This is a genomic window from Burkholderia sp. LK4, assembly GCF_001043615.1.
In the GTDB taxonomy this organism is placed as follows: domain Bacteria; phylum Pseudomonadota; class Gammaproteobacteria; order Burkholderiales; family Burkholderiaceae; genus Burkholderia; species Burkholderia cepacia.
The window spans coordinates 80098-96478 of the sequence record NZ_LDUL01000033.1; the positions used below are offsets into that span (position 1 = coordinate 80098).

The window sequence follows — 16381 nt, forward strand, 5'->3', positions numbered from 1 at the left end:
TTACCGGGAGTTGAGCGGCAGGGGCGCGCTTCGCGTCCTCGCCCCTGCAGCGCGCGTCAGCCCGAGCCGGAATGTCCGCCCGGCAATGGCGCGCGGGCCAGTGCCGCGTCGACGGGCGGCAGGTCGATCCGATCCGGATCGAGTATCTTCCAGCGGCCGTCGATCAGCCCTTCGAGCGGGTGGAAGTTCGCCTTGTAGGCCATCTTCGGGCTCTCGCGGATCCAGTATCCGAGATACACGTAGGGCAGGCCGAGGCTCCTGGCCTGCTCGATCTGCCACAGGATGTTGTAGGTGCCGTAACTCGTGTGCTGGTCGTCGGGCTCGAAGAACGTGTAAACGGACGACAGTCCGTCGCCGAGGATGTCGATCATGCTGACCATGCGCAGCCTGCCGGGCTCGCCGCCCGGTGTGTCGAGGTCGCGGAATTCGACGAGGCGCGAATTGATCCGGCTCTGCAGCAGGAATTGCTCGTACTGGTCGCGGCTGTCGCGATCCATGCCGCCGCCCGCGTGGCGTGCGGACTGGTAGCGCATGTAGAGCGCGTAGTGCTCTTCGTCGTAGTGCAGCGGCGAAACCGTCGCGACGAGCGTGCGGTGCCGCTTCCACATCCGGCGCTGCGTACGCGACGGCGCGAACGCGTCGACGGGGACGCGCACCGGCACGCAGGCACGGCAGCCGTCGCAGTACGGGCGGTATGTGAAGACGCCCGAACGCCGGAAGCCGGCCTTCACGAGCTCGGTATAGATGTCGGAATTGATCAGGTGGCTCGGCGTCGCGACTTGCGAGCGCGCGACGCGGCCGTCCAGATAGCTGCACGGATAGGGCGCCGTTGCATAGAATTGCAGCGCCGAAAGCGGTGAAAGCGGCAGCTCAGTCGGATGAGTCATGGGCAGCTCTCGTTGCAGGGAGGGAGTGCCGCGCTAGCGCTCGATCCCGGAGGGAGGCGCCGTTTCGGCGCGGCCCGTCAGCGCGGCGAGCACGCGCTTGTCGAACTGCCACGGAATCGGCGGTTCGGCTACCGCGCTGCGCACGTGAGCGACAAAGGCCTTGCGTGCGATCTCGCGGCCGCCGAGCGACGCTAGATGCGACGTATTCTGCTGGCAGTCTATCATTTCCAGCCCCTGCTCGCGAAGGTGCGCGACGAGCGTGGCCAGCGCGATTTTCGATGCGTCGGTCGCGTCCGCATACATCGACTCGCCGAAAAACATCCGCCCGAACGACACGCCGTACAGGCCGCCGACGCGTCGCCCGTCGTGCCAGGTCTCGATGCTGTGCGCGTTGCCGGACCGGTAGAGCGACGTGTATGCATCGATGATCTCGGCCGTGATCCACGTGCCGCGCTGCCCGCGGCGCGGCGCCTGCGCGCAGGCGCGCATCACGCCCGGAAAGTCGTGGTCGACGCGCACTTCCCATTCGGGTTCGCGCAGGACGCGCTTCAGCGTCTTGCGCAGCGAAGGCGACACCTTGAACTCGTCCGGCACGAGGATCATGCGCGGGTCGGGGCTCCACCACAGCACGGGCTGGCCGTCCGAATACCACGGGAAGATGCCGCGCAGGTATGCGTCGATGAGGCGCGACGGCAGCAGGTCGGCGCTCGCGGCGAGCAGCCCCGGCGCGCCGGTCGCGGGGCCGAGCGCGCGTTCGATGGGCGGAAACGGATCGTCCGGGCCGAGCCAGGGGACCATGGGGCGAGGGCTCAGCCGTTGCGCAGCGAGCGGAAGATATCGCCGGTGTGCACGCCGTAGTCGCCGGCGGCGCGATCGGCGAAGAAGAATCGCAGGGTCTGGCTGACGGTCGGGAACGCGATTTCGTCCCACGGGATGTCGGCTTCGTCGAACAGCTTCACTTCGAGGCTTTCCTCGCCGGCTTCGAATCCCGGATCGGTGAGCCGCGCGAGGTAGAACAGGTGGACCTGGTGCACGTGCGGCACGTTGAGCAGCGTGAACAGGTTCTGCACCTCGACACGCGCACCGGCTTCCTCGAGCGTTTCGCGCGCGGCGGCTTCGGCCGTCGTCTCGCCCATTTCCATGAAGCCCGCGGGCAGCGTCCAGAACCCGTAGCGCGGTTCGATCGCGCGGCGGCACAGCAGGATCTGATCGCCCCAGACCGGGACCGTTCCGACGACGTTGCGCGGATTCTGGTAGTGGATCGTGCCGCAGTGATCGCAGACGAAGCGCTCGCGGTTGTCGCCCGGAGGAATGCGCGCGATGACTTCGTGACCGCAGACGGAGCAGAATTTCATGTCGAGTGGAAGGGACGAGGTGATGCGAGTGTATCACCGGGTCGCGGCATTCTTGAACGCCTGCGCATGCCGGCTGCGTGTCGCGCGAAGCGGAAGGTGCGGATGCGCGAAGAGGGGCGGGAAATGCGACGGGAAAACAAAAAGCCCGGCACGGAGCCGGGCTTTTTGCATGAATCTGGACGTTGGTTGCGGGGGTAGGATTTGAACCTACGACCTTCGGGTTATGAGCCCGACGAGCTGCCAGACTGCTCCACCCCGCGTCCGTCGAAGAAATGAATTATAAGGAGTTACCCGAACGGGTGCAAGCACTTTCTGACAATCGCGTGTCGTGTCTTGTAGGGACGGTACGTCGGGCGCGTGCGCTAGAATCGAACGGTTTGTTTCGCCTCTTCGCCAGCGACGCCCTGCGCGATCGCATCGGCGCCGTTGCAACTCTCATTACTGCATCGACGGATTCATGGACATCGCTCACGATCTGCAATCGATCGGCGCGCAGGAACAGGCGCTCGTGTTTCCCCATTTCGACCCGGCCCGTGCGTGGGCGCTCGGCAACCGGATGCATGCGCTCGCGGCGTCTCGCGGCCATGCGGTCGCGCTCGACATCGTCACGTTCGGCCAGCCGCTGTTCTACGCGGCGCTCGCCGGCGCCACGCCCGACAACGCCGACTGGGTGCGCCGCAAGCGCAACGTCGTCGCGCATTTCCGCCGCAGCTCGTACGCCATCGGCCTGCGCATGCAGCAGGCGGGCGCGACGCTGGCGGACAAGCACGGGCTGCCGATCGCCGAATATTCGGCGCACGGGGGTTCGTTTCCGCTGACCGTCGCCGGCGCCGGCGTGATCGGCTCGATCACCGCGTCCGGGCTGCCGCAACGCGCGGATCACGAATTCGTCGTCGAGGTGCTGTGTGCCGAGCTCGGCCACGACTACGCCGTGCTGGCCCTCGCAAGGAGCTGAGCGATGCAGCTTCCCGGTTACGCATGGCTCGCGATCGCGATCGTCGCGGAAGTGGTCGGCACGTCCGCGCTGCGCGCGGCGGACGGCTTCACGCGCTTCTGGCCGTCGGCGCTCGTCGTCGCCGGCTACGGCATCGCGTTCTACTGCCTGTCGCTCACGTTGCGCACGATGCCCGTCGGCATCATCTATGCCGTCTGGTCGGGTGCCGGCATCGTGTTGATCACGCTCGTCGCGATGCTGCTCTATCGCCAGGTGCCGGACCTGCCGGCCGTGATCGGCCTCGGCCTGATCATTGCAGGCGTCGTCGTGCTGAACCTGTTTTCGAAGATGCAGGCGCACTGAGCGTGCGACTGCCATTTGCCGGATGGCCCTCATGACCGATTCCACCCCCACTTCCGCAGCCGATTCCGCCGAATCCGCCCAGCCCGACGTACGCGCGTATGTCGCGAACCGCATCGGTTTTCTCGAACTGAATCGCCCGAAGGCGCTGAACGCGCTGTCGGTCGGCATGATCCGGCTGATGCAGCAGGCGCTCGACGCGTGGCGCGACGATCCCGAGGTCGTCGCGATCGTCGTGCACAGCCCGCATCCGCGCGCGTTCTGCGCGGGCGGCGACGTGCGCTTCTTCCATGACGCATGGCAGCGCGGGGACCGCGATGCGGTCGATACGTTCTTCATCGACGAATACACGCTGAACCACGCGATCTTCACCTATCCGAAGCCTTACATCGCGCTGATGCACGGCGTCGTGATGGGCGGCGGCATGGGCATTTCGCAGGCGGCGCGGCATACGGGCGGCCTGCGTGTCGTGACCGACTCGACGAAGATGGCGATGCCGGAAACGCGTATCGGCCTGTTCCCGGACGTCGGGATGAGCTGGTTCCTCGCGCGCACACCCGGCGCGATCGGCCGCTATCTCGCCGTGACCGGCGCGACGCTCGACGCAGCCGGCGCGCTGTACGCGCAGCTCGCCGACGTCTATCTGCCCGATGCCGCGCTGCCGGCGCTGCTCGACACGCTGCGCCACGTGCGCATCGACAGCGGCGCGCAGGCCGTCGCGTGCGTAGCCGAAGCGGCCGCCGCACACAAGGTCGTGCCGACGCCCGACACGTCGGCGCTGGCCGACGCGCGCGCGGGGATCGACCGGCATTTCGCGCAGCCCGACATCGGCGCGATTCTCGCGTCGCTCGACGCCGAGCAGGATTGCGCGGCCGTCGACGGATGGATCGAGAAGGCGGCTCATGCGATGCGCGAACAGTTGTCGCCGCTGTCGATGGCCGTGTCGCTCGAAGTCGTCGAACGTGCACGCGGCGCGACGATGGCCGATTGCCTGCGGCGCGATCTCGACCTCACGCGCTCGACGTTCGCGCGCGGCGACGTGATCGAAGGCGTGCGCGCGCTGATCGTCGACAAGGACCACCAGCCGGTCTGGCGTTTCAAGTCGTCCGCCGATATCGATCGTGCAGACGTGCTCGCGATGTTTGACAGCCCGTGGACACCTGACACGCATCCGCTGCGGAATCTGCAGGACTGACGTCGGGCCGACCGACGCGCGAGCCGGAAACGAAAAGGCCGCCTGCAGGTGCAGGCGGCCTTTTGCATGGATGTCGACCGCCCGGCGGCCGAAGGGCGTGGCGCTTGCGTCCGCGTTACTCGTCGCCGGCGTCGTCCGACATGAACGCGCGCATGAACACGAGCGCGCCGAAGCCCCATACCGCGTTTGCCGCGAAGCCGGCGGCGAGCACGGGCATCATGTTGCCCGACGGCCAGATCCCGCGCAGCGGATCGATCGCGAACACGCGGGCGGCCGTCAGCACGATGCCGCCGAACACCAGCGCGCCGATCCACGATGCCTCGCGTTCCGGCGAGACGCGCAGCAGCCACGCCATCGGGATCGCACAGCATGCGCTGATCAGCGCATTCGCGACAAATTCAGGAATGCCGAGCGGCGCGAACGGCTGCGTGGAGAAGCCGGTTGCGGCGATCAGGTCGGCCGTATGAAGGAGTGCGAGCGTGGCTTCGCGAAAGAACAGGGCGGCCAGGAAGCCGGACAGGAATGGCAGGATGACTTTCTGCATCGATGAGTGCACCGCAGGCGCGCACGGCCGGGGCTGTACGCGCGGAGTTATTCGGATAGGTGCGCCATTATAGGGCCCGCTCGCGGTGATATTCGCTCCAGCGTCGTGCTAATCACGAAAGCGGAAAACCTAAGCTCAAAAAAATCGTTCCAAAGCCCTGTACCGATCCCTAGACTGATTTCCCAGAAACAGCCGTGCAATCGCGTCCTCGCCCGCTGCACGGCCTGACCGGCGAACCATCCCGATTCGAACGCACACCATGCATGCGCCGCTGATCCGCGACGCGAGCAGGGCGGTGTTTTTTCAAATTCCGGCAAGGACAGTCAAGCAGGAGCAGCAGATGAATGTGTTCTGGTTTATCCCCACGCACGGCGACAGCCGTTATCTCGGTACGGCCGAAGGTGCACGCGCCGCGGATTACGATTACTTCAAGCAGGTGGCGGTTGCGGCCGACACGCTCGGCTACGAGGGCGTGCTGCTGCCGACCGGCCGTTCCTGCGAGGATGCGTGGGTCGTTGCGTCGAGCCTGATCCCGGCGACGCAGCGCCTGAAGTTCCTGGTCGCGATCCGCCCCGGTATCGCGTCGCCTGGGCTGTCGGCGCGGATGGCCGCGACGTTCGACCGTCTGTCGGGCGGCCGCCTGCTGATCAACGTCGTGACGGGCGGCGATGCCGCCGAACTCGAGGGTGACGGCCTGTTCGCCGATCACGACACGCGCTACGAAATCACCGACGACTTCCTGAACATCTGGCGCGGGCTGCTGTCCGCGTCGCACGACAACGGCGGGTTCGACTACATCGGCAAGCACCTGCAGTCGAAGGGCGGCAAGGCGCTGTATCCGCCCGTGCAGCGTCCGCATCCGCCGTTGTGGTTCGGCGGTTCGTCGCCGGCCGCGCATCAGATCGCGGCCGATCACATCGACACCTACCTGACCTGGGGCGAGCCGCCCGAGGCCGTTGCGAAGAAGATCGCCGATATTCGTGCCCGCGCGGAAGCCCGCGGCCGCAAGATCAAGTTCGGGATTCGTCTGCACGTGATCGTGCGCGAGACCGAGGACGAAGCATGGCGCGACGCGGAGCGCCTGATCAGCCGCCTCGACGACGAAACCATCGCCCGCGCGCAGAAGGCGTTCGCGAACATGGATTCGGAAGGCCAGCGCCGGATGGCCGCGCTGCACGGCGGCAAGCGCGGCGGCCGCGAGACACTCGAGGTGTATCCGAACCTGTGGGCCGGCGTCGGCCTCGTGCGCGGCGGCGCGGGTACCGCGCTCGTCGGCAATCCGGAGCAGGTCGCGGAGCGCATGCGCGAATACGCGGATCTCGGCATCGAAACCTTCATCCTGTCCGGTTATCCGCACCTGGAGGAGTCGTACCGTTTCGCGGAACTCGTGTTCCCGCTGATCAAGGGCAACGGCGCGGCGAAGGCGACCGGCCCGCTGTCCGGCCCGTTCGGCGAGATCGTCGGCAACAGCTATCTGCCGAAGGCAGCCCAGAGCTGAGTGACAGGAGGCCTGCGATGACAACGAAAACGTCGACGACGGGCGCGGCCCTGGCCGCCCGCGCGTGGCGCGGCGTCGCGCCGTGGCTCGTGCCGCTCGCGCTGCTGGTGGCATGGGAAGTCGGCGCCCGCGTCGGCTGGCTGTCGACCCGCGTGCTGCCCGAACCCGTGGCGGTCGTGCGAGCGGCCTGGTCGCTCGTGACGTCGGGGGAAATGTGGGCGAACGTGAAAGTCAGCACATGGCGCGCACTGTTCGGTTTCGCGATCGGCGGCGGTGTCGGCCTCGCGCTGGGGCTCGCGACCGGCTTGTCGAAGGCGGCGGAGGTCGCGCTCGATTCGACGATCCAGATGATTCGCAACATCCCGGCGCTCGCGATGATTCCGCTCGTGATCCTGTGGTTCGGCATCGACGAGAAGGCGAAGCTGTTCCTCGTCGCGCTCGGGGTGTTCTTTCCGGTCTACATCAATACGTACCACGGGATCCGCTCGGTCGACGCCAACCTGATCGAGATGGCGAAGAGCTATGGGGTGCGTGGCTTTGCGCTGTACCGCGACGTGATCCTGCCCGGTGCGCTGCCGTCGATTCTCGTCGGTGTGCGTTTTGCGCTCGGGCTGATGTGGGTGATGTTGATCGTCGCGGAAACGATCTCGGCGCAGTCGGGCATCGGCTACATGACGATGAATGCGCGTGAATTCCTGCAAACCGACGTGGTGGTGGTCGGCATCCTGCTGTACGCGGTGCTCGGCAAGCTGGCCGACGTGCTGGCGAAATGGCTCGAGCGTGTGACGCTGCGCTGGCACCCGGCTTATCAATCAGGAGCAAAGGCATGAATGCGACGACTTCGGCGGCCGCCTACGGCCCGCTTGCCGGCGCAGACCTCGAGGTCGAACTGGCGCAGGCGCGTGTCACGGACGGCGACGCGCGGGATGCGGCGATCCTCGACCGTGACGGCAGTGCGTCCATCGTTCCGCTCGCACGGCGGCGGGCAGGAAGCCCGGTACCCGACGACGCGGTGACGCTGTCGGGTGTCAGCAAGCGCTTCGGCGCACGTACGGTGCTCGACGACGTCGAGCTCGGCATCGCACGCGGCAGCTTCGTCGCGATTGTCGGCCGCAGCGGCTGCGGCAAGTCGACGCTGCTCCGTCTCGTCGCCGGGCTCGAGCAGCCGAGCAGCGGCGCGCTCGTGACGCGTGGCGAAGGCGGCGGCGTGCTCGACACGCGGATCATGTACCAGGATGCGCGCCTGCTGCCGTGGAAGACCGTGCTGCAGAACGTGATGCTGGGCCTCGGACGCGGCGCGCGCGACAAAGCGCGCGCTGTGCTCGACGAAGTCGGCCTGCTGGAGCGTGCGAACGACTGGCCCGCGCAACTGTCGGGTGGCCAGCGGCAGCGTGTGGCACTGGCCCGCGCGCTTGTTCACCGGCCGCAACTGCTGTTGCTCGATGAGCCGCTCGGCGCGCTCGACGCACTGACCCGCATCGAGATGCATGCACTGATCGAGCGGTTGTGGCGTGAGCACCGGTTCACCGCGCTGCTCGTCACGCACGACGTGCAGGAGGCCGTCGCGCTCGGCGATCGCATCCTGCTCATCGAGCAGGGGCGCGTGGCGCTGGATCAGCCGGTGCCGCTCGACCGGCCGCGCGCCCGCGCATCGGCCGCATTTGCGGCGCTGGAGGACCGCGTGCTGAAACGCGTGCTCGCCGGCGGGCCCGGTACGGATGCACCGGGCGAGGTGCACGAGGCAGACAACGTTCGACCGGTCGGGCAGATCCGCTGGGCCGTTTAAATCCGGGCGGCAGCGGCCGCCCGTTCTGAGATCTTTTTCTTCGGAGCGATCAACCTGATGAGCATCACTGCAATCAACGTACGTAACCAGTTCAAGGGCAAGGTGAAGGAGATCATTCGTGGATCCGTGGTCTCCGAGGTCGACGTCGAGACGCCGTTCGGCATCGTCACGTCGGTGATCACGACCCGTTCGGTCGACGAACTCGAACTGAAGGTCGGCGCGGAAGTCGTCGCGCTCGTGAAATCGACCGAAGTATCGATCGCACGCCTCTGAGCGTGTGTCCTGCGCCGGTGCGCCGCCGCGGGCAACCTGCCCGTTGGCGCCGCCCGGCATTTGCGCGGCGCGTTTGCCTTGGTATTCGACGTCCGGACGAAGTGCTAGGATGGAGCGACACCGATGCCGGAGGCCACGCATGACCCCCATCCTTTCCCCCGAAGCCATCGAGGCGCTGAAATGGATCGACCAGTTCGGTGAAAGCCGGCCGGTTCCCGCTGCGTTCGACGACGTAGTCTACGCGTTGCTGAACGAGGGGCTGATCTATCAGGCGGCGGCCGACCGGGTCGACCTGACGGCCGATGGCAAATCCTTTTTGTCCGACGAATACGATTGAGCGCACGGCGCCGGCCGCGCGGGCGGCCTGGTGCTGCGTCGCCACGGAGCGTGCGATGGAACCGAGAGGCAGCGACCTCGGCGATTTCAGCGAGCCGTACCGCGGCTTCGAGATCGAGGTGAAGACCGAGCAGGTCTGGGACGGCGAGCATGCGCATTACCGCGTGCTGCAGGGCGATGCCGTGCGGATCGACTGGCGGCTCGTCAAGGTGGACGGGATCCTGCTGACCGAGCGACGCGTGATCGAGCGCGTGCTGGACGAGGCGCGGCGGGCGGTCGATGCGGAGCTGGGCGAGGGGTAGCGTGCATGCCGGGCAGGCCTGCCCGCTGTTGCGGTAAAATGCCGGGTTGTTTCCGCGCCGTGTGGCCTGTTGCCCGAAATCCATGTCCGTACCGTCCTCGCTTCCTCCCCGCCGCGTATCCGTCGCGCCCATGCTCGACTGGACCGATCGTCATTGCCGTTCGTTCCACCGGACGCTGACGCGCGATACGTGGCTGTATACGGAAATGATCACGACGGGCGCGCTGTTGTTCGGCGATGCCCAGCGACATCTTGCGTTCACACCGAACGAATCGCCGGTCGCGCTGCAGTTGGGCGGCAGCGAGCGCGACGATCTTGCGCGCGCGGCGAAGCTCGGCGAGCAGTGGGGCTACGACGAAATCAACCTGAATTGCGGATGTCCGTCCGAGCGTGTGCAGCGCGGCGCGTTCGGCGCGTGCCTGATGAACGAGCCGCAGCTCGTCGCGGACTGCGTGAAGGCGATGCGCGATGCGGTGTCGGTGCCGGTCACGGTCAAGCACCGGATCGGCGTCGACGCGGTCGAGGACTACGCATTCGTGCGCGACTTCGTCGGCACGGTGGCCGAGGCTGGCTGCGAAACGTTCGTCGTGCATGCACGCAATGCGATCCTGAAAGGGTTGTCGCCGAAAGAGAACCGTGAGATCCCGCCGCTCAAGTACGACTATGCGTATCGGTTGAAGCGCGATTTTCCTTCGCTCGAGATCGTCATCAACGGCGGCATCACGACGCTCGACGAGGTTGCGCAGCATCTCGAGCATGTCGACGGCGTGATGCTCGGCCGCGAGGCGTATCACAACCCGTACGTGCTCGCGGAGGTCGATGCACGCTTCTATGGGGCGACCGCAGCGACGCCGACGCGCGAAGAGGCCGAGGCGAAGCTGATCGAATACTGCGCGGCCGAACTGAAGCGCGGCACCTACCTCGGCGCGATCGTGCGGCATGCGCTCGGACTGTATCGCGGCATGCCCGGTGCACGTGGCTGGCGTCGTGTGCTGTCGGACAACAAGAAGCTCGCACGCGGCGATCTGGCCGTGTTCGACGAGGCGCGCGCGCATCTGAATGAGGCCGAAGAAGTTTTTGAAAAAAAAGCTTTGCAAGATTCAAAAGTGTTCGTATAATCTTGTTCTTCGCTGCTGAAACACAAAAGCAGCGAAGAACAAAAAGCAGTAACAGTGGTGGCTGTAGCTCAGTTGGTAGAGTCCAGGATTGTGATTCCTGTCGTCGTGGGTTCGAGTCCCATCAGCCACCCCACCGAATGCATTAACAAAACAGGCGCTCAGGCGCCTGTTTTGCTTTGCGGGAGGCAATCAGGCGCAATAGCGTCGATTCGAGCCTCGTCGTCTCCAGAGCGTTCTGCTCGCCAGCCATCCATTTTGTACATCCAGTCGCGAACAACTCGATGTCGTGCTTGAGCTGTATCGCTCACACGAGCGGGGCATTCCGGCCAACGGTATCGCGATCGCGTAGACATGCCGCGTGTTGTACGGAGGGGGCGTGTCGTACTTCGTGCAGTCGAATATTGCGGTGCCGGGAATCCGAGTGAAGGAACGCGGCCGCGCCAATGTGCCGAAAGGAGCGGGCGGTCAAATTTTCGGTTGTGTTTTGCGCGCGCTGTTGGCGGAGCGGCGTTCTACGGTAAATTGACGGGCTCCACAGGATTTGGAATTCGAGGCTTCTCGGGGAATCCATGCGGTCAAAGAGTAAACCCGTTGCCCAGACAACGGAACGGCAAACCGATTCAAGGCCAAAGATTACGGGCATGACGACTCTCAGGGTAGTGAGGGCGTCGTTTTATCTGCTCGCTGGAGTCGCGCCGGCGATGCCCCTGCTGATCTTGTCGTGGCTTGTGTTTATCCATTTTTTGCTGGATTGGACCGTGGATTGGCCTATAGCGTGGTCTTTCCTTTTTTCCAACGCAGGCGGCATCGGCTTGCTTCTCGCAACTTGCGTTTTGCCGCAAAAGGCACGGATCAAACACATTGCGGGAGTCAGCGCTCTCTTGATCTGCGGGAGCGTCGTCAGCTTCCCGTCGGCCATTGCCTCGTTTGAAAAAATCGTCGATAACCACCGAATCGGTTATCACATGCACCCGGTGGATTTTGGTGACTTTGCCCTCATTGCGTGCAACGTCGTGGCGATCGTGTATCAGCTGGAAGTGCTTGCAACGCTGCTTGCAAGACGCTTGGCCAGGGTTCTCGCCCGATAGGTTCTGATTCGCGCCATCCTCGCAACGTCATCGCGCTGTTTCCCTTTCTTGAGCAGGTGAGTCGGGCGCTGAAGCTGCCACAAGATGCGGGATGCGCGACGACCTTCATCTATCAAAACGTCGTCGCCGCTATTCGGACGGCAAGCGCATGACGATGGGGTATGGCGCGACAGATCGGGATTGCTGCTTTTGGGCGTCCGGGCCAGACGCGCATTCGAACGTGGCGAATGCCGCGAAAAGCAAACCTGTCCTCAACGATCGACCACATTGCTCGCGATTCCCGCCTGAACCGATCGAGTGTTTCGAAACACCACCCACGACCACAAGGCACCGCCAGCCACCTTGGCGACGAACTGCAGCGCGGCGATCGCCGGAAACACGGCCCCGAACGCAATAAGCGGAAAGATGATGGAGTCGACAGCCGCACCCGCGACGTTCGCGCCGTTTGCGCGCGCCAGTATCGGAAAGCGGCGCGCGAGTTGAAACACGATTGCGCTCGCCACGGCTGCCGAACCGAACGCCACCAGGGACGCGACGGCGATTTCCTTGGCGGCGGGATTGAGTGCGTAACTGACGACACCGGCGGCAGCGATCAACGCAAACATTCGCGACCAAAGCGCGCGGCCTCGCCAATCGAGATGGAGCCGGTCTCGAATCGCGAGATCGAGACCGATCAGCAGGAACGCGATGATCGGTGTTGCAGCCGGGCCGAAATGAGCGACCATCAGGTTGGCGACGGCGACCGCTGCGATATAGATCAAGACGTACATGATTCCCCTGCGGTAAAGAGTGCGCGCTGCGTCGATTCGGAGCCGAAGTTTGCCATACATGGCCGATTGAACGGACGGGCGCTCCGCCAGGCGCAAGCCAGGTCGAACAGCGCGTGATTGACGGAAAGCCAGGGTTGAGCGCGACAGGATATCGCCACTATGCCGCCGGTATTCGTCAATCCATCGTCGACGCGAGATTGTATGGCCGTATTCAGTCGACGTGATGTTGCGCGAGTTGCGCAATTTCCTTTTTCGACTAAGGTTCTCGCTTCCGGTGCCGTTATCTTTCCTGGACAGCCCTCGTGCCTCGAATGCTGATCCGTTTTCTTGCCTGCTCGCGTTTCGCGTGAGCAGGCTTTTTTCGTTTATGGCGGAATGAGACAGGGACTTGGCGCGAGCCGACAGCGCGCAACAGTCTTACATTGGTGTAACGTATCGACTTCCTCGTGCCCTCATGCTTTGCAGGGCCGTTCGATCCCGACAACCAATGACAGTGTCGGGATTTTTTTTGCCTGGGCCTCGTTGCATTGGCAACGAGCTGCAGCGGTGCATGAACCCGGCATGGCGTCCGGCAGACAATCGCTGACGCGATCGCGTCAGCCGTGACGGAGGCGAACGCCTCTAAGCGGTATATTTTGCGGCGAGACGTCCTGATCGAGAGAGCCATCGCCGGGCGAAAGCCGAACGTACTTCACGGTGACTCGCCACAGTACTGCACGAGCAAATCGGCTTCCGTCTCGTGCACTTCGACGGGCAGGGTCGTTGCACCTGCATAGGCAAGATAGCGCGCGCGATGCTGGCCGTTCCGGAACGACGCGACGCCGACCTTCGACAGCCCGGGGATGCCGAGCAGCGTTCGTGTTCTCGTCTCGCGAAACGTGATGTACGGCATGTCCGGAATCCTGTCCTGTTCAGGATCGAGGAATTCGCGAATGCCCGCGGCTTTTCCCGGTGGCCAGTAAAGAACAGACGGCAATACGTAGTCCGTCGTGTCCCGGTCGGCACATGCCAGCAGTTTCGTCAGGTCGATCGTCACGACCCGGTGTCGCGTATCGTCGCACGAGAATACCCGCTTGAGCTGCGTATAGGCATAGGGAATGTGCCCGGGAATCTGGACAATCCAGACCTCTACGCCATTCTGTTGTGCGCGGGCGAGTGCCATTTTTTCCTCTGGTATTGCAAGCGGTCGTCTTGGCCGGAGTTTAGCAGTGCGATTGCGATGGCGAAGCAGGGCAATACCCGGAACAGGAAAGCGCGGTGACTGGCAGCAGAACCGAACCACGAGCGAAAGCGCCGAGGGGAATGGTGGAAAAATCGAGTACAGTCATGTGTCGGCGATCGTTATCGACAGGTTATGAGAATATCGTGATCCCGCCAGCGGGAATGAGCCGTCGCGCGAATTTCATGCAGAATTCACACTGTGTCGCGAAACCCGGCAAGCGCGGATGATCACGAGAACAGAGAGGGCGGATTGACCGGAGAAAACCATGTCGTCGAAACTTGAGATCGAATATCTCGATTACTGTTTCACCGCGACGCTCGAAATCAGGGAGTCCGGTCGGACGGGCGTTGTCGATTGGCATCTCGAATCCGGTTCGCGAAGCAAGACGCTTGCGTGGATCGTATTCGACCGTTATCTCGAGCGGAGTGATTTCGCGGATGAAGAGGATGCGCGTGCCAATATCGTCGACTGGCTGGAACGGCTGGCCGCCCCGGGATCGGGTGTTTCCGCCCAGATGACGAAGGTGAATGGGGTCGCTGCCGGCGCGGTGGCGGCGGGCGCGTCGACTGCGTCGAACGCTTCAACTTCATCGACCACATCGACTGCCGAAATCGTCGGCGAAACCGTCATCGACATCGCCAGCGATCTCGACTGGATCGAGATGGTTGCCGAATGGTTTTTCAACTGACCGGTATGAGGACGAAACCCGGTGTCATGACGCGCGGGCTCTTGTGTTCGAGAAACATGGTTTCAAAAAAAGATGCAGAAAAAATGAAGCCGGAATCGTGTCGCTCGGAAAAATAGAATAAACCTGCTTTGACAGCCGCCGCGACTTGCCGGAGACTTGCCCCGGGCCTGAAAATATCCGCTTGCATTAAAACAAGATCAAATTCCAGACATGAAAAGAAGGGCGCTGCTGACGGCAGCGCGTGATCGTTGTCGCCGCCGGCCCGACAGGCTGCACGGCAATGCTGTTCGAAGATGGCCGATACGAAGAGACGGTCGACCGATTCCTCGTCAGCGAGGACGGCAAGAAATTCGTCGTGCTCGGCGAGAAATATCACTACATCTTTGATATGCCCGAGCATCTCGGTGCCGTGCTGGCATCGCCCTACCGCAAGTCGATCAACGCGTCGCTCTATGGATTCGTCGCGCAGGGCAGCAAGATCTCGGGCAAGTTCCGACTCCAGCTCCGTCGCGCCGATATGACCGACGAGGGCTGGGACCGCGCGCTGGAGGACGGCTTCACGAAGCGCGGGAGCAGCGATCTGGAGATGAAGGGTGAACTGGCCGGTTCGCGTTATCTGGCCGACGGTTTTGCACAGGGCAAGACGTGGTCGTCGTTTGCGCATTCGTACAAGATCGACGTCACCGACCGCATCACCACGGCGGGCAAGGCCGTGCGCGTGCTCGCGACCCCCGTCACGCTCGCGGCCGACGGCGTGATGATGATCGGGGCGGTGGTGTTGTCGCCTGTCATCGTGGTGTTGCTCGCGCCGGTCGCGGGCGTCGCGCTCGGGCCGTGACGCGATCCGCGCGGCACGGGAGCGTGCCGGTTGCCGCGGCATCGTCACCAAATGGTGAGTTGCCGCACAGATCGTTGCGCGGCCGGCGCTCACAATCTGGCCGGTTGACCGTTCTTCCCCGGCCCGGTCAACCATTTCCCCGCTCGCTCGCGCAGGAGCGGGGGCTTTTTGCCCGTCCGACGCCGCAAGGCCGCGTCGGCGGAACCGGACAGGCGTTCGGCGGGCAGCGCAATCGCACCGGTTGCGTGCCCTGCATCCGATCGCCTGGTCCGCACGTATCGCTTTCCTCGTGCCTGAGCGAACCCTCAGGCCCATCGCCGGTTTCGGCCGGTGATGCCTTGGTCCCGGCGGCGCGCATCAATGCCGCCGGGATGTTTTTTGCGCCGGATGCGGTGCATCACGTCGCTTGCGGCGGGTAGGTCAACCCGCTCGGCCAGCCTGTTCGACGCTGGTTTCCCATCCGTCGTATGCCCCTCCGAACGAATGTACCTCGCGATTGATCGCGACCGTATGGCGTGTGATGTCGGCCAGTGCCATGGTGCCCTCGTGTGAGAACCGTACGGCCGACTTGCCGTCCTCGGTAGGGGCGACCGATTCGACCGGATAGCCTTTCGCTTCGGCCCAGTCCGCGAACTGATGCGCGTCGCTCTGGTCGGGGAAGTACGCCCAGTGCATCACGCGCCGGCTGACATCGCCGGCGTCGCCTTTCTTCCGCAATTCGTCCAGCACGCGCATGTCGCGCATGATCTGCCGGTCGTCGTCGGTCGGGTAGAGCGTCTGCCAGTACGCTTCCTTGTCCGGATCGTCCTGGTGCGCGTAGTGCAACGCGTAGGTCGTCTGATCGGCCAGCGCGTCGATGATCTCCGCCGCAGCCTCTTCGTCGAGCGATACGTAGAAAAGGAAATCCCGATGCCCGTCGACGGTGATGCGGCCGACCTGCACACCACCTTTCGCCGTGATCGCGGCGTCCAGCAGGTCCTCGATCTTCGCGAGATCGGCGAATTCGTCGCCGGTCGGCAGGCCTTCCGGCGTCGGATGCGCAAAGGGGACGCGCACGCTGAGCAGCGACGTGCGCGGATCGCCTTCCGCGATTTCCGCAAAGTCGTGGTTGAAGCTGATGAAAGCCTGATGGTCGCCCATTCTGGCAGGGAAGGTTCCCCAGGCGTCGGTCATGTGTTTCTCCCGTGC

Annotated in this window: 21 protein-coding genes and 2 tRNA genes; 15 read left to right on the forward strand and 8 right to left on the reverse strand. The window is 64.2% G+C overall.

The genetic code is table 11. From position 1 onward, the window contains the following. Positions 1-56: 56 nt before the first annotated feature. The 4 genes from VK92_RS17510 to VK92_RS17525 all read right to left on the reverse strand — a co-directional run bounded on the left by VK92_RS17510 (position 57) and on the right by VK92_RS17525 (position 2502). Positions 57-887, reverse strand: a complete 831-nt coding sequence (locus VK92_RS17510; RefSeq protein WP_048020690.1) for an arginyltransferase — start codon at positions 885-887, stop codon at positions 57-59. Between the two features lie 33 nt (positions 888-920). Next, positions 921-1685, reverse strand: a complete 765-nt coding sequence (gene aat / locus VK92_RS17515) for a leucyl/phenylalanyl-tRNA--protein transferase (protein WP_048020688.1) — start codon at positions 1683-1685, stop codon at positions 921-923. 11 nt (positions 1686-1696) lie between these two features. Next, positions 1697-2242, reverse strand: a complete 546-nt coding sequence (locus tag VK92_RS17520) for an NUDIX hydrolase (RefSeq protein WP_021161562.1) — start codon at positions 2240-2242, stop codon at positions 1697-1699. Positions 2243-2425: 183 nt separating this feature from the next. Continuing rightward, positions 2426-2502, reverse strand: a tRNA-Met gene (locus VK92_RS17525). A gap of 197 nt (positions 2503-2699) precedes the next feature. Between VK92_RS17525 and VK92_RS17530 the strand changes: the two genes are divergently transcribed. From VK92_RS17530 to VK92_RS17540, 3 genes are read left to right on the forward strand one after another with little or no spacing between them, the layout of a single operon-like run. Beyond that, positions 2700-3197 (forward strand): heme-degrading domain-containing protein, encoded by a 498-nt coding sequence (locus VK92_RS17530; RefSeq protein WP_048020686.1) that lies wholly within the window; start codon positions 2700-2702, stop codon positions 3195-3197. A gap of 3 nt (positions 3198-3200) precedes the next feature. Then, the gene (locus VK92_RS17535) at positions 3201-3539 is read left to right on the forward strand and encodes a DMT family transporter (RefSeq protein ID WP_021161565.1); all 339 of its coding nucleotides are present in this window, start codon (positions 3201-3203) and stop codon (positions 3537-3539) included. A 31-nt stretch (positions 3540-3570) separates the two neighbouring features. Then, positions 3571-4731 carry an enoyl-CoA hydratase/isomerase family protein gene (locus VK92_RS17540; RefSeq protein ID WP_048020684.1) on the forward strand — a complete coding sequence of 387 codons (1161 nt, stop codon included), beginning with the start codon at positions 3571-3573 and terminating at the stop codon, positions 4729-4731. 115 nt (positions 4732-4846) lie between these two features. Here the strand turns inward: VK92_RS17540 and VK92_RS17545 are convergent, their stop codons facing one another. Next, entirely contained in the window at positions 4847-5275 is a 429-nt protein-coding gene (locus VK92_RS17545) for a hypothetical protein (protein WP_006484223.1), read from the reverse strand. A gap of 340 nt (positions 5276-5615) precedes the next feature. Between VK92_RS17545 and ssuD the strand changes: the two genes are divergently transcribed. The 10 genes from ssuD to VK92_RS17590 all read left to right on the forward strand — a co-directional run bounded on the left by ssuD (position 5616) and on the right by VK92_RS17590 (position 11675). Then, the gene (ssuD, locus tag VK92_RS17550) at positions 5616-6773 is read left to right on the forward strand and encodes an FMNH2-dependent alkanesulfonate monooxygenase (protein ID WP_027787631.1); all 1158 of its coding nucleotides are present in this window, start codon (positions 5616-5618) and stop codon (positions 6771-6773) included. A 17-nt stretch (positions 6774-6790) separates the two neighbouring features. Then, on the forward strand, positions 6791-7603 hold the full coding sequence (ssuC, locus tag VK92_RS17555) for an aliphatic sulfonate ABC transporter permease SsuC (protein ID WP_021161567.1): 813 nt from the start codon (positions 6791-6793) through the stop codon (positions 7601-7603). Next, positions 7600-8559 (forward strand): ATP-binding cassette domain-containing protein, encoded by a 960-nt coding sequence (locus tag VK92_RS17560; RefSeq protein ID WP_048020682.1) that lies wholly within the window; start codon positions 7600-7602, stop codon positions 8557-8559. The genes ssuC and VK92_RS17560 overlap by 4 nt, the downstream gene beginning before the upstream one ends. 57 nt (positions 8560-8616) lie before the next feature. Continuing rightward, the gene (locus VK92_RS17565) at positions 8617-8832 is read left to right on the forward strand and encodes a TOBE domain-containing protein (protein WP_006476104.1); all 216 of its coding nucleotides are present in this window, start codon (positions 8617-8619) and stop codon (positions 8830-8832) included. Positions 8833-8971: 139 nt separating this feature from the next. Then, the gene (locus tag VK92_RS17570) at positions 8972-9169 is read left to right on the forward strand and encodes a hypothetical protein (RefSeq protein ID WP_027787628.1); all 198 of its coding nucleotides are present in this window, start codon (positions 8972-8974) and stop codon (positions 9167-9169) included. Positions 9170-9224: 55 nt separating this feature from the next. Beyond that, complete coding sequence (locus VK92_RS17575) at positions 9225-9470, forward strand: hypothetical protein (RefSeq protein ID WP_011351864.1); 246 nt, start codon at positions 9225-9227, stop codon at positions 9468-9470. 130 nt (positions 9471-9600) lie between these two features. Next, positions 9601-10587: a tRNA dihydrouridine(20/20a) synthase DusA gene (gene dusA / locus VK92_RS17580; protein WP_048020679.1), complete on the forward strand. Its 987-nt coding sequence runs from the start codon at positions 9601-9603 to the stop codon at positions 10585-10587. A 57-nt stretch (positions 10588-10644) separates the two neighbouring features. After that, positions 10645-10720: transfer RNA gene (locus tag VK92_RS17585), tRNA-His, on the forward strand. 243 nt (positions 10721-10963) lie between these two features. Beyond that, on the forward strand, positions 10964-11113 hold the full coding sequence (locus tag VK92_RS41875) for a hypothetical protein (protein WP_155638176.1): 150 nt from the start codon (positions 10964-10966) through the stop codon (positions 11111-11113). A 175-nt stretch (positions 11114-11288) separates the two neighbouring features. Then, positions 11289-11675, forward strand: a complete 387-nt coding sequence (locus VK92_RS17590; protein ID WP_131723315.1) for a hypothetical protein — start codon at positions 11289-11291, stop codon at positions 11673-11675. 251 nt (positions 11676-11926) lie between these two features. On the opposite strand, the gene VK92_RS17595 is transcribed toward VK92_RS17590, so the two are convergent. Next, entirely contained in the window at positions 11927-12445 is a 519-nt protein-coding gene (locus VK92_RS17595; RefSeq protein ID WP_053076234.1) for a VUT family protein, read from the reverse strand. A gap of 691 nt (positions 12446-13136) precedes the next feature. Then, positions 13137-13607 (reverse strand): plasmid fertility inhibition factor family protein, encoded by a 471-nt coding sequence (locus tag VK92_RS17600; RefSeq protein WP_048020676.1) that lies wholly within the window; start codon positions 13605-13607, stop codon positions 13137-13139. 325 nt (positions 13608-13932) lie between these two features. Between VK92_RS17600 and VK92_RS17605 the strand changes: the two genes are divergently transcribed. Together VK92_RS17605 and VK92_RS17610 are read left to right on the forward strand one after the other, a co-directional pair. Further along, entirely contained in the window at positions 13933-14355 is a 423-nt protein-coding gene (locus VK92_RS17605; RefSeq protein ID WP_048020674.1) for a hypothetical protein, read from the forward strand. Positions 14356-14635: 280 nt separating this feature from the next. Next, positions 14636-15193 carry a hypothetical protein gene (locus VK92_RS17610; RefSeq protein WP_226233331.1) on the forward strand — a complete coding sequence of 186 codons (558 nt, stop codon included), beginning with the start codon at positions 14636-14638 and terminating at the stop codon, positions 15191-15193. Positions 15194-15613: 420 nt separating this feature from the next. On the opposite strand, the gene VK92_RS17615 is transcribed toward VK92_RS17610, so the two are convergent. After that, the gene (locus tag VK92_RS17615) at positions 15614-16366 is read right to left on the reverse strand and encodes a DUF695 domain-containing protein (protein ID WP_048020672.1); all 753 of its coding nucleotides are present in this window, start codon (positions 16364-16366) and stop codon (positions 15614-15616) included. Positions 16367-16381: the final 15 nt, after the last annotated feature.

Bases quoted from the DNA above. Each gene is read 5' to 3' on its own strand.
- VK92_RS17575 (WP_011351864.1), top strand. From the start codon at position 9,225: ATGGAACCGAGAGGCAGCGACCTCGGCGATTTCAGCGAGCCGTACCGC.
- VK92_RS17595 (WP_053076234.1), bottom strand. From the start codon at position 12,445: ATGTACGTCTTGATCTATATCGCAGCGGTCGCCGTCGCCAACCTGATG.
- dusA (WP_048020679.1), top strand. From the start codon at position 9,601: ATGCTCGACTGGACCGATCGTCATTGCCGTTCGTTCCACCGGACGCTG.
- VK92_RS17530 (WP_048020686.1), top strand. From the start codon at position 2,700: ATGGACATCGCTCACGATCTGCAATCGATCGGCGCGCAGGAACAGGCG.
- VK92_RS17610 (WP_226233331.1), top strand. From the start codon at position 14,636: ATGCTGTTCGAAGATGGCCGATACGAAGAGACGGTCGACCGATTCCTC.
- VK92_RS17520 (WP_021161562.1), bottom strand. From the start codon at position 2,242: ATGAAATTCTGCTCCGTCTGCGGTCACGAAGTCATCGCGCGCATTCCT.
- VK92_RS17510 (WP_048020690.1), bottom strand. From the start codon at position 887: ATGACTCATCCGACTGAGCTGCCGCTTTCACCGCTTTCGGCGCTGCAA.
- ssuC (WP_021161567.1), top strand. From the start codon at position 6,791: ATGACAACGAAAACGTCGACGACGGGCGCGGCCCTGGCCGCCCGCGCG.
- VK92_RS17535 (WP_021161565.1), top strand. From the start codon at position 3,201: ATGCAGCTTCCCGGTTACGCATGGCTCGCGATCGCGATCGTCGCGGAA.
- VK92_RS17560 (WP_048020682.1), top strand. From the start codon at position 7,600: ATGAATGCGACGACTTCGGCGGCCGCCTACGGCCCGCTTGCCGGCGCA.
- ssuD (WP_027787631.1), top strand. From the start codon at position 5,616: ATGAATGTGTTCTGGTTTATCCCCACGCACGGCGACAGCCGTTATCTC.
- VK92_RS17600 (WP_048020676.1), bottom strand. From the start codon at position 13,607: ATGGCACTCGCCCGCGCACAACAGAATGGCGTAGAGGTCTGGATTGTC.
- VK92_RS17570 (WP_027787628.1), top strand. From the start codon at position 8,972: ATGACCCCCATCCTTTCCCCCGAAGCCATCGAGGCGCTGAAATGGATC.
- VK92_RS17565 (WP_006476104.1), top strand. From the start codon at position 8,617: ATGAGCATCACTGCAATCAACGTACGTAACCAGTTCAAGGGCAAGGTG.
- VK92_RS17545 (WP_006484223.1), bottom strand. From the start codon at position 5,275: ATGCAGAAAGTCATCCTGCCATTCCTGTCCGGCTTCCTGGCCGCCCTG.
- VK92_RS17615 (WP_048020672.1), bottom strand. From the start codon at position 16,366: ATGACCGACGCCTGGGGAACCTTCCCTGCCAGAATGGGCGACCATCAG.
- VK92_RS17590 (WP_131723315.1), top strand. From the start codon at position 11,289: ATGCCCCTGCTGATCTTGTCGTGGCTTGTGTTTATCCATTTTTTGCTG.
- VK92_RS17605 (WP_048020674.1), top strand. From the start codon at position 13,933: ATGTCGTCGAAACTTGAGATCGAATATCTCGATTACTGTTTCACCGCG.
- aat (WP_048020688.1), bottom strand. From the start codon at position 1,685: ATGGTCCCCTGGCTCGGCCCGGACGATCCGTTTCCGCCCATCGAACGC.
- VK92_RS17540 (WP_048020684.1), top strand. From the start codon at position 3,571: ATGACCGATTCCACCCCCACTTCCGCAGCCGATTCCGCCGAATCCGCC.